General features: G+C 60.8%; 8 protein-coding genes. 2 read left to right on the top strand and 6 right to left on the bottom strand.

Features of this window, described 5'->3' with window-relative positions; genetic code table 11:
* The first annotated feature begins 43 nt into the window (after positions 1-43).
* Positions 44-3,016, top strand: a complete 2,973-nt coding sequence (locus NFR47_RS02945; RefSeq protein WP_251214084.1) for a PEP/pyruvate-binding domain-containing protein — start codon at positions 44-46, stop codon at positions 3,014-3,016.
* A 117-nt stretch (positions 3,017-3,133) separates the two neighbouring features.
* Positions 3,134-4,471: an NADP-specific glutamate dehydrogenase gene (gene gdhA / locus NFR47_RS02950; protein ID WP_251214085.1), complete on the top strand. Its 1,338-nt coding sequence runs from the start codon at positions 3,134-3,136 to the stop codon at positions 4,469-4,471.
* An 81-nt stretch (positions 4,472-4,552) separates the two neighbouring features.
* On the opposite strand, the gene NFR47_RS02955 is transcribed toward gdhA, so the two are convergent.
* The 6 genes from NFR47_RS02955 to NFR47_RS02980 form a co-directional block, all read right to left on the bottom strand.
* Entirely contained in the window at positions 4,553-7,138 is a 2,586-nt protein-coding gene (locus NFR47_RS02955) for a calcium-translocating P-type ATPase, PMCA-type (protein WP_251214086.1), read from the bottom strand.
* Complete coding sequence (gene rodA / locus NFR47_RS02960; protein ID WP_251214087.1) at positions 7,135-8,586, bottom strand: rod shape-determining protein RodA; 1,452 nt, start codon at positions 8,584-8,586, stop codon at positions 7,135-7,137. The genes NFR47_RS02955 and rodA overlap by 4 nt, the downstream gene beginning before the upstream one ends.
* The gene (locus tag NFR47_RS02965) at positions 8,576-10,405 is read right to left on the bottom strand and encodes a peptidoglycan D,D-transpeptidase FtsI family protein (protein WP_251214088.1); all 1,830 of its coding nucleotides are present in this window, start codon (positions 10,403-10,405) and stop codon (positions 8,576-8,578) included. Before NFR47_RS02965 ends, rodA begins: the two co-directional genes overlap by 11 nt.
* The gene (locus NFR47_RS02970; RefSeq protein WP_251214089.1) at positions 10,402-10,920 is read right to left on the bottom strand and encodes a rod shape-determining protein MreD; all 519 of its coding nucleotides are present in this window, start codon (positions 10,918-10,920) and stop codon (positions 10,402-10,404) included. Before NFR47_RS02970 ends, NFR47_RS02965 begins: the two co-directional genes overlap by 4 nt.
* A 12-nt stretch (positions 10,921-10,932) precedes the next feature.
* The gene (gene mreC, locus NFR47_RS02975; protein WP_251214090.1) at positions 10,933-11,787 is read right to left on the bottom strand and encodes a rod shape-determining protein MreC; all 855 of its coding nucleotides are present in this window, start codon (positions 11,785-11,787) and stop codon (positions 10,933-10,935) included.
* 79 nt (positions 11,788-11,866) lie between these two features.
* Positions 11,867-12,886, bottom strand: coding sequence for a rod shape-determining protein (locus NFR47_RS02980; protein ID WP_251214091.1), 1,020 nt, complete (start codon positions 12,884-12,886; stop codon positions 11,867-11,869).
* Positions 12,887-12,953: the final 67 nt, after the last annotated feature.

Consider the following 12,953-nt stretch of genomic DNA (forward strand, 5'->3'; position numbering starts at 1 on the left):
TTTTTTCTTATATTTGTTCAGCCGACCGAAAAAGAGACGCCCTATGGAAAAGACCCGCGAAGAACAACTGCCCGACGGCACCCGGCCGCAGTACCGCTTCATGAAGTACCGGATACACAAAATCCTGCTGGTATGCTGCAGCTACGACGGCTACATACTCGAAGAAGACGGCCACATCGAATCGCAGATCAACCAGGAGTACCTGGACCTCAACCTGTCGAATCCGCCCTCGTTCACGCGGGTAAGTTCGACGCGCGAAGCCCTCGACGTGCTGGCCGACGACGATTCGTACGACTTCATCCTGACGATGTACAACGTCGGCGAACCGGACGTCTTCAGTTTCGCCAAGACCGTCAAGCAGCGCCACCCGCAGATACCCGTGGCACTGCTGACCTCGTTCTCGAAAGACATCTACCGCCGCATCGAGGAGCAGGACCGCTCGGGGCTCGACTACATCTTCTGCTGGCACGGCAACAACGACCTCATCATCGCCATCATCAAGCTGGTCGAAGACAAGATGAACGCCGAGGAAGACATTCTGCAAGGCGGCGTGCAGGCGATTCTGCTGGTCGAGGACTCGATTCGCTTCTACTCGACCTACCTGCCCGAGCTGTACCGTCTGCTGCTGATGCAGAACACCGAATTTCTGAAGGACGCCCTCAACGAGCAGCAGCAGATTCTGCGCAAACGGGCCCGGCCCAAAATCCTGCTGGCGACCAACTACGACCAGGCGACCGAACTTTACGACCGCTACAAGAACAACCTGCTCGGCGTCATTTCGGACGTGGGATTCGTGATGCACGCCGACGACAAGCCCGCCGACGAGCGGCCCGACGCAGGCATGGCGCTCTGCCGCCGCATCCGCCAGGACAACCCGCTGATGCCGGTGCTGCTGCAATCGTCGCAGGTCGAATTCCGGGCGCAGGCCCGTGAGCTGGGCGCCGGGTTCATCGCCAAGAATTCCAAGACGCTGCTGTCGGAACTGCACGACTACATCTCGACGGAATTCGCGTTCGGCGACTTCGTGTTTCGCGACCCGCAGGCTGGTACGGTCATCGGCCGGGCCAAAGACCTGGCGCAGATGCAGCAGATGATTGCGACGGTGCCCGACGATGCGTTCGAGTACCACACTTCGCAGAACCACCTCTCCAAATGGCTCTACTCGCGGGGGCTCTTCCCGCTGGCGGCCTCCATCCGCCGCTACAACAAGGGCCATTTCGCGTCGGTCGAAGAACACCGCCGGGTGCTGGTGGGGCTCATCCGCGACTACCGCACGCTGCTGGGGCAGGGCGTGGTGGCGCGCTTCGACCCGGAGACTTACTCCGACGCCGTGGCGTTCGCCCGCATCGGCGAGGGCTCGCTGGGCGGCAAGGCCCGCGGGCTGGCGTTCATGAACTCGATGCTCATCAAATACCGCCAGTACGACAAGCACGACGGGGTGCGCATCATGATTCCGCGCTCGGTGGTCATCGCAACCGACTGGTTCGACGAATTCATCCGGCAGAACGGCCTGCAATACGTCATTTCGCGGGAGTGCACCGACGAGGAAATCCTGTCGGAATTCGTCACGGCAACCATCCCGGCCCGGCTCCAGGAAGAACTCAAGGCCTACATCCGCACCGTACGGGCGCCGCTGGCCGTGCGTTCGTCGTCGAAGCTGGAAGACTCGCACTACCAACCTTTCGCGGGCATCTATTCGACCTACATGATTCCCTACACGGAGAACGAGGACCAGATGCTGCGGCTCCTGCTGCGGGCCGTGAAGAGCGTCTATGCCTCGGTCTACTTCGCGGCGTCGAGGGCCTACATACAGAGTTCGCAGAACCTGATTTCGGAGGAGAAGATGGCGGTCATCGTGCAGGAAGTGTGCGGCACGGAGCAGAACGGGCTCTTCTTCCCGACCTTCTCGGGCGTGGCGCGCTCGATCAACTGCTACCCCATCGGCGACGAAAAGCCCGAAGACGGCATCTGCAACGTGGCGATGGGCCTTGGCAAACTCGTGGTCGACGGCGGACGGACGCTACGCTTCTCGCCCCGCTATCCGCAGAAAGTATTGCAGACCTCGACGCCGGAACTTGCCCTGCGCGACACGCAGACGGAGGTGCTGGCACTGAGCCTGCGGCCCGAAGAATTCCGGACGTCGATAGACGACGCGGTGAACCTGCGCCGGCTGACGGTCAGCGAAGCGGGCGAATACCGCAACGCCTGCCATGCGACGTCGGTGTGGGACCGCGAGAACGAACGCATCTCGGACAGCCCCTACGACCGCGGGCGCAAGCTGATAACGTTCAACAACATACTGAAGTACAACACTTTCCCGCTGGCGGAAATCGTGCGCGACATCCTGGCGATGGGAGCCGAGGAGATGCGCTGCCCGGTGGAGGTGGAATTTGCGGTCAACATGGACGTGAACGCGGGCCGCGAACGGATATTCAACCTGCTGCAAATCCGCCCGATTATCGACAGCCAGGACAACCGCCCGGTCGACTGGAGCGAAACGGAGACCAGCGATGCGCTGATTTACGGCGAGAGCGCGCTGGGCATCGGCCAGATGGCCGACATCGCGGACATCGTCTATGTGAAGACCGAGAAATTCAGTTCGCTGGCGACGGAGAAAATCGCCGACGAACTGCTGGCGCTCAACGCACGTCTGCGCGACGAAAAACGTCCCTACATCCTGGTAGGCCCGGGCCGCTGGGGTTCGTCGGACCCGTATCTGGGGGTGCCGGTCAAATGGAGCCACATATCGGAAGCGAAAGTAATCGTAGAATGCGGCATCGAAAACTTCGACGTGGAACCCTCGCAAGGAACCCACTTTTTCCAGAACGTCACCTCGCTGGGCGTAGGCTATCTGACAATCAACCCGTTCCGGGGCGACGGCATCTTCCGGCAGGACCGATTGGACGCCCGCGAAGCCCTCTACGAGGGGGAATACCTGCGGCTGGTACGCTTCGACCGCCCGCTGTGGGTCTGCATCGACGGTCGCTCGGACCGGGGAATGGTCGCTATAAAGTGAAAGGTGAATTTTGCGGATAAATAAGAGCCCGGCTGAAAAAATCCACAAAAAGATTACAATCCATAAGAATAATTCCTATATTTGTTCTAAACAAAAACCTTAAAACACCTGCAAGCTATGAATGTAAACAATCTGATGACCGAACTCGAACGGAAGCATCCGGGCGAGAGCGAGTACCTGCAAGCCGTGCGCGAAGTACTCATGACCGTGGAGGAGACCTACAACAAACACCCCGAATTCGAGGCCAACCGCATTGCGGAGCGAATCGTGGAACCCGATCGCAGCTTCACGTTCAAAGTGGTATGGGTCGACGACAAGGGCGAAGTGCAGGTCAACACGGGCTACCGCTTCCAGTTCAACAACGCCATCGGCCCCTACAAGGGCGGGCTGCGTTTCCACCCCTCGGTGAACCCCTCGATTCTGAAATTCCTGGGCTTCGAGCAGATTTTCAAGAACGCGCTGACGACCCTGCCGATGGGCGGTGCGAAAGGCGGCTCGGACTTCAACCCCAAGGGCAAGTCGGACCGCGAGGTGATGCGCTTCTGCCAGGCTTTCATGACGGAGCTGTGGCGCCACATCGGCCCGGAGACCGACGTACCTGCAGGCGACATCGGCGTGGGCGGCCGCGAAATCGGCTACCTCTACGGCATGTACCGCAAGCTGGCGCGCGAGAACACGGGCGTGTTGACGGGCAAGGGCATGACCTACGGCGGCTCGCTGATTCGTCCGGAAGCGACGGGCTTCGGCGCGGTCTATTTCCTGCGCCAGATGCTCGAAAAAGCGGGCATGGACATCAAGGGGCAGACCATCGCCATTTCGGGCTTCGGCAACGTAGCGTGGGGCGCGGCGACGAAAGCCACGGAGCTGGGTGCCAAGGTCGTGACGATTTCGGGCCCGGACGGCTACATCTACGACCCCGAAGGACTGAACGCCGAGAAAATCGCCTACATGCTTGAACTGCGCGCGTCGAACAACGACGTAGTGGCTCCCTATGCCGACAAGTTCCCGGGCTCGAAATTCGTGGCGGGCCGCAAGCCGTGGGAAGTGAAGGTCGACATCGCGATGCCCTGCGCGACGCAGAACGAGCTGGGCGGCGAAGACGCCAAACAGCTGCTGGCCAACGGCGTGAAGATCGTGGCCGAAGTGTCGAACATGGGCTGCCGCCCGGAAGCCATCGACGCGTTCATTGCGGCGAAGATACCCTACGGCCCGGGCAAGGCGGTCAATGCGGGCGGCGTAGCGACGTCGGGCCTGGAAATGACGCAGAACTCGCAGAAACTCAACTGGACGGCCGAAGAAGTCGACGCGAAGCTGCACCAGATTATGAGCTCGATTCACGGAGCCTGCCTGGAATACGGCACGGAGAAAGACGGCTATATCAACTACATGAAAGGCGCCAACATCGCCGGCTTCATGAAAGTGGCCAAGTCGATGGTCGAGCAGGGAATCCTGTAAGAGCAACGGTTCAAGAATACGACGACGGGAAAAGCCGAATGGCTTTTCCCGTTTTTTTAGCGTGCAAAAAACCTCTTACTTTTAACCTTTCACCTTTAACTTTCTTCTCAAGCTGCGGACGACTTCGCCACCGAGGGCGAGGAACGAGGAAGCACCGACGACAAAAGCCCATTCGCGCAAGGAAAGGGGGACGGTGCGGAAAACCTCTCCGCCGAAACGCACGATAAGGAACTGCCCGAAGCCGATAGCAAGGAGAATAAGGAAGAATTCGCGGCATCCTTTCCACGAAGCAAAGACACAGCGCCGCGTCTCGAACCCTTTGGCGTTGAACATGTTCCAAAACTGCATAAAGACGAATGCGGAGAAGAAGACCGTCAGCTGCCGCACGGAAAGCTCGGCGCCGCCGCAGGACCACCACCCCAACAAACCGAGCAGCGCAACGACCATCAGCCCGCCGCAGACGAAGATAGTCCGGGCCATGGCGGGCGTGATGATGAACTCGTCGCGCGGACGCGGACGGTCGGCCATCACCCCGGGGTCGGGCGGGAGCGAAGCCATGGCCATGGCGGCGAGGGTGTCCATGATGATGTTGACCCACAGAATCTGCACGACGGTGAGGGGCATTTCGGTGCCGAAAACCGCCCCGGCGAAGCAGATGACGATGGCCGCGAAGTTGATGGTGAGCTGGAACAGCACGAACCGCTGGATGTTGCGGTAGAGCGAACGGCCCCACATGACGGCCGTGGCGATGGACGAAAACGAATCGTCAAGCAACGTGATGTCGGACGCATCCTTGGCCACGGAAGTGCCGGAGCCCATGGAGAGCCCGACATGGGCGAAGTTGAGCGCAGGTGCGTCGTTGGTGCCGTCGCCCGTGACGGCGACGACCTCGCCGCACTGCTGCAAGAGCCGCACGAGCCGCTGCTTGTCCAAGGGCCGGGCTCGCGAAAGAATCTTCAAATCCCGCACACGGGCCAGTAGCTCCCCGTCGCTGGCCGCAGCGAACTCTGCCCCGGTCATGCGGTTGCGGTCGCCGTCGGCCGAATCGTCCCAAAGGCCGATTTGGCGGGCGATTTCGCAAGCGGTGGCCGAAGTGTCGCCGGTGACGATCTTAACGGCGATTCCGGCACTCAAGCACCGTTGTACAGCAGCCGGAACGTCGTCCCGCACAGGGTCGGCGATGGCCGCGACACCCGAAAAGGTCAATCCGCCCCGAGCGACAGCCTCCTCGCAGGTATCGGCATCGGTTTCGGACCAAGCAACGGCGAGCGTCCGCATGGCGCGGCTTTGGAAATCGTCCAACTGCTGAGCGACCTGGGCACCCAAGCCGTCATCGCGGCACAAGGCCCGCACGATTTCGGGTGCCCCCTTGACGCACAACAATTTGCGCCCGGAGACCCCGCTGCGGACGATGGTAGCCATATACTTGCGCTCGGTGGAGAAAGTGAGCCTGTCAACAATCTGCGCCCCGGCCCGCAAAGGCTCGTAATCGAACCCTCGACTGCGCAGCCACGCGAGCAGCGCCCCCTCGGTGGGATTGCCGAGAATCCGCCCCTCGGCATCAAGGAACGCGGTGGAATTGGCCGCGACGACCTCGGCGAATTCGGGGTCGGACAAGGCATCGTAACGCACCAACCCGCAAACGTGCATGCGGTTCTGCGTGAGGGTCCCAGTCTTGTCGGTACAGATGACCGTCACGGCGCCCATGGTCTCGCACGCGTGCATCTTACGGACCAAGTTATTGGTTTTCAGCATGCGGCGCATGGACATGGCCAACGAAAGCGTGATGCTCATGGGCAGCCCCTCGGGCACGGCCATGACGATGATGGCGACCGAAATCATGAAGAGGTGGAGCACCTGCTGCGAAACGGCGAGCCAGTTCTGCTGCAACAGCCCGCCGAAGAAAAAGGCCTTGAAGAGCATGATGCAGAAGATGGCGACGGCAAGCGAAATGCCGACGCGCCCGATGAGCCGCGAAAGCCGTGCGAGCTGGCGGTTGAGCGGCGTGGGCTCGTCGCAGAGAACCGCGGCCTGCTCGGTGACGCGCCCGGCTTCGGTAGCGTCGCCCACGGCCGTGACGACGAACCGCCCGTATCCGTCGGCGACGGTAGTGCCGCGCAAAACACGGTCGGAGGGATAAGTGGCTTCGGGGTCGAAATGGGCGGGGTCGGCGGTTTTGTCGGTTTCGGGCTCCCCGGTGAGAGAGGATTCGTTGACTTTGAGCGAAACGGCCTCAACTAATTGCCCGTCGGCGGGTACGGTCTCGCCGCTCTCGATAACGACGACATCGCCGACGACGACATCGCGCCGGGGAACGCGCTGCATGGCTCCGTCGCGCAGGACGGTGACGGGAACGTCGTCGCTGACCCTGTTGAGCCTGCGGAACCGCCGCTGGGCGTCCCACTCGAAAAGGAACCCGACGCAAGTGGCGAGGACAATGGCGCAGACGATGCCGACGGATTCGGTGAAATCATGGCGGACAGCCCCGACGACGAACGAAAGCACGGCGGCGGCGAGCAGCACTTTGATAACGGGGTCGCGGAACTTGTCGAGCAACAGCACCCACGGCGACTGCTCGCGCGGCGGTGTGATGACGTTGACACCGTGGAGCCGCCGGCTTTCGGCGACCTCGGAAGCGGACAGACCGACGGAACGGGAAGGAATCATAACGAACTTTTTTTCTCCAGCGGGAACTGCCGCGACGACGCATCGAGCCGCACGGCGATAAAAAGCAGGATGGTGAAAGCGATGAGCGACGACCCGCCGTAACTCATGAAAGGCAGCGGAATACCCATCACGGGCATCATGCCGATGGTCATGCCGACGTTGACCAAGACGTGGAACAAGAGAATGGACGCCACGCAATAGCAATAGATACGCCCGAAAGGCTCCTGCTGGTACTCGCCCATACGCATGAGGCGGAGAATCAACAGACACAGCAGCACGAGGACCGCCGCGGCGCCGACGAACCCCCACTCCTCGCCGACGGTGCAGAAGATGAAGTCGGTATGCCGTTCGGGAACGAAACCGTACTTGATCTGCGTACCCCGCAGGAAACCCTTGCCGAGCCAGCCGCCCGACCCGATGGCGATTTTGGACTGGTTGACGTTGTAGTCGATGCCGCGCGGGTCGCTGATGATGCCCAGGAAACTGAGGATGCGGTCGCGCTGGTGCTGCCGGAGCACGGAATCGAAGATGTAGTCGGTGGTGGGGAGAAAAATCATGGCGCCGACGAACAGCCCGACGGGCAAAAAGACGCTGCGGATATTGGCCCGGTAAGCGTAGACGGCGATGCCGATAAACGACAAAAGCGTGACGGTGAGCAGCGCGGCGTAGAACGAAACGGCGCCGGGAGCGATGAAGTGGGCGGTCCAGAAAAAGAGCAGACTGCCGAGCGCGAGCGCCGCCAGATAGACCATGCGCGACTGCCACTCGCCGCTCATCATGGCCTCGGAGAGGGTGCAGATGACAATCAGCGCCACCAACAAGACGGCGGGCGAGAGGAGAAACGACGAAATGAACAGCCCGGCGACCAGCAAAATGGGAATGCAAAGCCACTTGTTGAGCCCCTCGCGGTAGAGAACGAAAAGAAACGAACAGAGAACGATACCGGACCCGGTGTCGTTCTGCAAGACGATGATGAAAAGCGGCGCGCAGATGACCGCCGCGACCTTGAACAAGTCGCCGGACCGCGAAATGGAGAACGAATAGGAACTCATGACGCGGGCGAGCGCCAGGGCGGTGGCTATCTTTACGAACTCGGCGGGCTGGACACGGAACGATCCGAACTCGAACCACGCCTTGGCGCCGTTGACCTCCTTACCGAACAAGAGCGCAGCGAGGAGGAGGGCCAACCCGGCGAAGTAAGCAGGATAGGCGAGCATGTGGATGAACCGCTTGTCCAGGAGCAGGACGACCAGCGCGGCGACCCACGCGATGCCGATCCAGACCAACTGCTTCATGTAGAAATGCGAGAGGGCGAAAGGAGCGAGCGAATCCTCCTTGTAAGTGGCCGCGAGAATCGACAGGGCCCCGGCGGCGACGATGGCCAGGTAGAGGAGGACCGTCCAGACGTCGACCCACCCGAAGATGTTGCGAAAACGCTCACCGATCATAATAAGGATAATAAATGTTCATGTTCTTGATACGCTCGAACAGCTCGGGCCGCCGGATGGTGTCGGTGAGGTAGAACTCCTCCAGCAGCGAAGCGATGGGCAGCGCGGCGGAAGCACCGAAACCGCCGTTCTCGACATAGACGGAGATGGCGATTCTGGGATTGTTGCGCGGAGCGAACGAAAGGAACGTAGAATGGTCCTTGCCGTGGGGGTTCTGGGCCGTGCCGGTCTTGCCGCAGACGTCCCAACCCTCCAGATAAGCGTCGGTAGAAGTACCCGCCACGTTGACGCCCCGCCACATGCCCTCGACGATGGGCTCGAAGTGCTTGGGGTCGACCATGGTATAATGACGCTGGTAGAACCGTGCGTCGAGCGAATCGCGCCCCTCTATCTGCTTGACGATGTGGGGGATGTAATAATAGCCGCGGTTGGCGACGATGGCGGCGAGGTTGGCGAGCTGCAAGGGCGTACAGCCCAGCTCGCCCTGCCCGATGGAGAGGGAAAGCAGCGTGAGCGAATTCCAGGAACGACGATAACGACGGTCGTAGAACTCGCGGTTGGGAACGTAGCCATGGCCCTCGTCGAGGAAGTCGGACCCGAGCTTGCGCCCGAAACCGAAGCTGTGGACGTACTCTTTCCAGACGTCGAAACCCTCCTTGGGCCCGTCGTAACGGGGGTTGTCGAGGATGTCGCGGAAGACGTAGCAAAAATAGGCGTTGCACGAAGTGGCGACGGCGAACCGCAGGTCGAGGGGCGAAGAATGGGCGTGGCAGGCCATCCGCTGCCGGCCGGCCTGATACCCCATGTTGCAGGCGTGGAGGTCGGACGGCCGCAGGACTCCCTCCTGCAGCCCGATGAGCCCCTGCACGATTTTGAAAGTGGACCCGGGAGGATACTTGGCCTTGACGGCGCGGTTGAACAACGGCCGCCGCTTGTTGCGCAACATACGCATGTAATTGTTGCCGCGCCCGCGTCCGACGAGCTCGTCGGGGTCGTAAGTAGGCGACGAAACCATCATGAGGATTTCTCCGGTCGAGGGCTCGATGGCGACAGCGGCCCCGACCTTGCCGTGCATCAGCTCCTCGCCGAGCAGCTGGAGCCGGGTGTCGATGGTGCTGACGAGGTTGCGCCCGGGTTTGGGCAGCGAATCGTAACGCCCGTCGAGGTAAGAACCCTTGACCTCGCCGTGGGTGTCGACCTCCTGGATCTTGACCCCCTTTTCACCGCGCATGACGGTCTCGTAAGCGGATTCGACGCCTGTGAGCCCGACGTAATCGCCGGCCTGGTAATAAGGGTGGCGCTTGAGATACTCGGAAGTGACCTCGGAGACGAACCCCAACAAATTGCCGCCGACCTTGCGGGGATAACGCCGGACGGTACGGTAGACCATATAGAACCCGCGGAAATTGCACTCGTCGAAACGTAGCTTGTCCTCCTTGGAAATGTAGCTGGAGACGAGCCTCGGCGCACGGGGCCGCATCCGGGCGTTGGCGATTTCGCGGTTGAGCTTGGCGACGGAGAGACCGAGAATCCGGCACATGCGGGCGGTATCGAACCCGCGCTTGTCGAGCTCGCGGTAGATGACCATCAAATCGTAGCACTCGCGCGACTGGACCAGGAACTCGCCGTTGCGGTCGAGCACTTCGCCACGCGAGGGATACTGGACGACGTGGCGCAGGACATTGGCCTTGGCCAGCTCCTCATAACGCGAATCGAAGAGCTGCAGCCACGCGAGCCGCCCGACCAGGAGGGCGAAGATGAAAATCACTACCCCCTGCAACAAACGCATGCGGGCAAAACCGTCGACGGGCCCGTTCATAACCGCGCGACGAATTTGGCGGTGAAGATACGGCCGAGCAGCCAGACGGCGGCGACGGTGACCGACCCGGAAGCGACGATACGCAGCACGGTACGGACAATATGGCTCCACGAAAGTGCCTCCAAAGAGAAGAAGACGGCGTGGTGGACGGCGACGAGGACGATAAGGTAGTTGAGGAATACATGATGTCCCAACCGCTCGGGCGACGGGACGCCGCCGTCGCGCAAGTCGTCGCGGCTATAAAACGAAGCAAGGATATAAGGCCGCAAAAACGCCATCAGCAAGGTAGCCATCGTGTTGATACCTGCGGCCCCCATGAGGAAATCCATGGTGACGCCCATGGCCAACCCGGCGAGCAGAACGGTGACGGGTGCCGTATCGACGGGCAGAAGGACGATGAACGCGACGTAGATAAGCGGATTGAGGTAGATGCTGACCGAAAGGTTGTCGAAGAGGAAGACCTGCAACAACACGGTGACCAGAAAGAGCGACGAATAAGTGACTATGCGATACATGGCGGAATATGGCTACTGATGGCGGAAACGCTCGTCGTCCTCCTGCCGGGCCTGCAAGTCGAGGACCTCGCAGGCGTCGCGGTTCTCGATGAGGATGATGTCGGTGAGCCTTGCGAAATCGGTGGCGAGCTTCAGACGGACGGTATAGGCGGTCCTGTTCTCGTTCATGGAAGCGCTCTCGACCCACCCGATGAGGACGTTCTCGGGAAAGAACTGCGAAAACCCGGTCGTGATGACCCGCTGCCCGATTTTGGGCTCGGCATACTTGGACAGCTCGCCGAGCAAGACGGAATGGGGGTCGACGCCGTCCCAATACACGGACCCGAAATAATCGGTGCCCTCCAACTTGCCGCTGGCTCGGAACGAGGTGTTAAGCAAGGGGATGGCGACGGAATAGCGGTCGGTACAATCGACGATATATCCCAACATGGAGCCGCCGGGAGCGAGCAACGCCATATCGGGAGTGACGCCGTCGCGCAAACCCCGGTTGATGGTGACGAAATTCTGCGCCCGGTTGATGGTATTGGAGACGACGGTAGCGGTCATGACGCGGAACTTGGACCCGCCCAAATCGAGCATGTAACGCTTGAGCCTGTCGATATTGGCGGCCTCGTCGTATTGGGCAAGCCGTTCCTCAAGGAGGGCGACACGGTCGAGGAGGATGCGATTCTCGGCTTCGAGCCGGAAGTAGCGCCGCACCCCGGCGGAAAACTCGTGGACCGACCCGGCGGCGGCGTTGGAACGCGCGAGCAGGCGGGCCTGCGTGAAGTAGGTGGACCGTGCGTAATACCCGATGGCGAGGGCCTCCAACACGACGAACAACACCACGAGGTAGATACTACGGATGAACTCGATGAGCTTGTGCACGACTTTTACTAATTCAAGATTGCGGACCGTCGGCCCGCAATCCAAAAAACGCTATGTATGACCGGCTTGGGACCGGCGGCTACTTCATGAGGAACGAAAAACGGTTGATATTCTTCAAGGCAATGCCGGTACCGCGCGCGATGGCCCGCAGCGGGTCCTCGGCGAGGTGGAACGGGATGCCGGTCTTCTCGGTAAGGCGTCTGTCGAGCCCCTTGATGAGGGCACCGCCGCCAGCAAGGTAGATACCGTTCTTGACGATGTCGGCGTACAACTCGGGCGGCATGGACTCGAGAACCTTCATCAGCGCGGCGTCGATTTTGGTGAGCGACTTCTCCAAAGCGTAAGCGATTTCGCTGTAAGAAAGGGAGACGGTCTGCGGCAGGGCGGTGAGCATGTTGGGACCCGTGACGACGAAATCTTCGGGCTCGTTGTCGAGGTCGGAGACGGCGGCACCGACGGAACACTTGATGGCCTCGGCCGTACGCTCGCCGATGCGGATGTTATGCTGCTGGCGGACGTAACTCTGAATGTCGTTGGTAAAGACGTCGCCGGCGACATTAACCGACTCGGAGCAAACGATGCCGCCGAGGGAGATGCAGGCGATTTCGGAAGTACCGCCGCCGATGTCGATGACCATGTTGCCCTCGGGAGCCTCGACGTCGAGCCCGGCACCCAGGGCGGCGGCCATGGGCTCGTAAATCATATAGACCTCGCGTCCCCCGGCGTGCTCGGCGGAATCGCGGACGGCGCGAATCTCGACGTTGGTAGACCCGGACGGGATGCAGATGACCATACGCAGCGACGGCGCGAAGAGACTGCCCGAAGTCTTGACCTTCTTGAGCATTCCGCGCAGCATGAGCTCGGTAGCGTTGAAGTCGGCGATGACGCCGTCTTTCAAGGGGCGGATGGTCTTGATATTGGGGTTGGTCTTCTCGTGCATGTTGCGCGCCTGGCTGCCGATGGCGACCAGCTTGCCGGTATGGACGTCGAGCGCGACGATGGACGGTTCGTCGACAACGACCTTGCCGTTATAGAGGATGAGCGTATTGGCCGTACCGAGGTCGATGGCCAACTCCTGTGTCAAAGAAAATAATCCCATACTGAATGCGAAGAATTTAACAACGGCGCGGACCCGGCGAAAACCCCAAGGGAGAACGGCGGGAAGC

The organism is Alistipes muris (assembly GCF_943193205.1).
Taxonomy (GTDB): Bacteria; Bacteroidota; Bacteroidia; order Bacteroidales; family Rikenellaceae; genus Alistipes; species Alistipes muris.

What these genes read in the sequence shown, in the direction of transcription:
- NFR47_RS02970 (WP_251214089.1), bottom strand. Translation starts at nt 10,920, where the DNA reads ATGTATCGCATAGTCACTTATTCGTCGCTCTTTCTGGTCACCGTGTTG.
- NFR47_RS02980 (WP_251214091.1), bottom strand. Translation starts at nt 12,886, where the DNA reads ATGGGATTATTTTCTTTGACACAGGAGTTGGCCATCGACCTCGGTACG.
- gdhA (WP_251214085.1), top strand. Translation starts at nt 3,134, where the DNA reads ATGAATGTAAACAATCTGATGACCGAACTCGAACGGAAGCATCCGGGC.
- NFR47_RS02955 (WP_251214086.1), bottom strand. Translation starts at nt 7,138, where the DNA reads ATGATTCCTTCCCGTTCCGTCGGTCTGTCCGCTTCCGAGGTCGCCGAA.
- NFR47_RS02965 (WP_251214088.1), bottom strand. Translation starts at nt 10,405, where the DNA reads ATGAACGGGCCCGTCGACGGTTTTGCCCGCATGCGTTTGTTGCAGGGG.
- NFR47_RS02945 (WP_251214084.1), top strand. Translation starts at nt 44, where the DNA reads ATGGAAAAGACCCGCGAAGAACAACTGCCCGACGGCACCCGGCCGCAG.
- rodA (WP_251214087.1), bottom strand. Translation starts at nt 8,586, where the DNA reads ATGATCGGTGAGCGTTTTCGCAACATCTTCGGGTGGGTCGACGTCTGG.